2 protein-coding genes are annotated in these 1,674 nt (G+C 62.5%); one reads left to right on the top strand and one right to left on the bottom strand.

Going from position 1 to position 1,674, the window contains the following annotated elements; genetic code table 11:
- Window positions 1-253, bottom strand: a 253-nt coding sequence (locus EN993_RS35500) for a hypothetical protein (RefSeq protein ID WP_164758051.1), incomplete at its 3' end; no start/stop codon positions are given.
- A 184-nt stretch (window positions 254-437) separates the two neighbouring features.
- Here EN993_RS35500 and EN993_RS35495 point away from each other — a divergent pair.
- Window positions 438-1,631: a DUF1173 domain-containing protein gene (locus tag EN993_RS35495; RefSeq protein ID WP_127266210.1), complete on the top strand. Its 1,194-nt coding sequence runs from the start codon at window positions 438-440 to the stop codon at window positions 1,629-1,631.
- Window positions 1,632-1,674 lie beyond the last annotated feature (43 nt).

The raw sequence follows: 1,674 nt of genomic DNA, 5'->3' as shown, positions 1-1,674 counted from the left end.
GCACCTGGGCGACTTCGAGCGCCTCATAGGCGTCCTTCCAGACCCAGAACCCCTGAACATCGCTGCCGCCAAAACTGGTCGCCATGGCGGTGCGCAGTGCGGCGGTGGTGACAGGCTTGCCCTGCTCGAGGAAAGGCAGAAGCAACGTTGCCGCTTGATAGATTGCCTCGGCGTTGTTGATGGAGGCCGGCGTCAGCGCGGCGAGGGAACCAGCCGTACATGCGACGGTCGAGGTAGTCGAAACAATGTTCATGGAAATGTCCTTCGCGAGAGCGGAGTGGCGCCCGCGCCGACACTCTCTGCGCGCCAGCCGGGCCACGCTCCTCCCGGCTCCCCTCTGCCTCTGGCGCCGATGCACCAAAGGGGTTGCGCTCTTTGCAAAGCCAGACTTGAATGCGCGGACAGGGATGCGGCGGCGACCTGGAGCTGTGGAGGTGATGCGACGGTTCAGAATTGGCAGTGCGGTCTACGAGGAGGCAGCGCCTGATCTGCAGGCGGCGCTGGCGGGTGCCTATGCCCGCGCCGAGCGTCCGCTATGCCTGTGCCGCGAGTCGGGCTGCCCGATGTACATCGCCCGCATCGGCGATCTTCACCTGATCAAGCGCATGCCGCTCAGCGGCGGTGAGCATGATCCATCCTGTGATTCCTATGAATCGCCTTACGAACTGTCCGGGCTGGGCGCCCTGATGGGCAGCGCGATACAGCTCGATCCGAAAAACGGCTTAGCCGCCCTCAAGTTGGACTTCAGCCTGTCGAAGACGGGGAGCCGTGCGGCATCGGTGCCTGCGGGGCAAAGTTCCGCCAGCGTAACCACCGATCCCAGGAGGATGTCGCTGCGTGGCCTGCTTCATTATCTCTGGCACGAGGCCGAACTGACGGTCTGGACATCGAGGTGGGCCGGCAAACGGCATTGGTGGAATGTCCGCTGGCATCTGCTCGAGGCTGCCGGGCAAATGACGGTGAGGGGCGGCCCACTCGCGGATATCCTGTTCGTGCCCGAGCCGTTTCGCGCCGAGAACAAGCAAGCCATCGAGCATCGTCGCAACGCGGTTCTCGGCATGGCGCTTCCGCCTAAATCAGGTCCCCGAAAGTTGCTCGTCCTGGTGGGCGAGATGAAGGAGATGGTTCCCGCCCGCTCCGGTCAGAAACTCGTCATCAGGCATTTGCCCGGCTTTCCCTTCATGATCGACGATGCATTGCATCGCCGCTTGCAGGCGCGTTTTGAAAAAGAATTGTCCCTATGGGCAGCGGATTCCAGCTCGCATCTCATGACGATCGCGACCTTCGGACTGAACCTGGCCGGCCTCGCCATTGTCGAGGAGATTGCGTTGATGGTGGTCTCCGAGAACTGGATTCCCTACGAGACGGTCCCGGAGAAAAGGCTCGTCGATGGGCTCGCCCGCCTTCGCGAGAAGAGCGTGAAGGGATTGCGCTTTGACCTGCAACCCGACCAGCCGATCGCCAACGCATTGCTTCAGAACAGGCAAGAGCCGATAGCGCTGTTTGTCGTTCCGGCCGGAGCGGACGAGAACTACGAAGCGTCGCTCGATGAAATGATCGCCGCACGACCGGAGCTCGGCTCCTGGGTGTGGCGTGTCGGCGAAGGCGATATGCCGCCGCTACCGCCTTGAGTGTCGGCGTAATTTCCGTGGCTGCTTCAGTATGCCTTAGGCC

The sequence above is a fragment of the Mesorhizobium sp. M7D.F.Ca.US.004.01.2.1 genome, from assembly GCF_003997785.1.
Taxonomy (GTDB): domain Bacteria; phylum Pseudomonadota; class Alphaproteobacteria; order Rhizobiales; family Rhizobiaceae; genus Mesorhizobium; species Mesorhizobium loti.
This window is presented reverse-complemented; position numbering and strand designations above follow the sequence as displayed.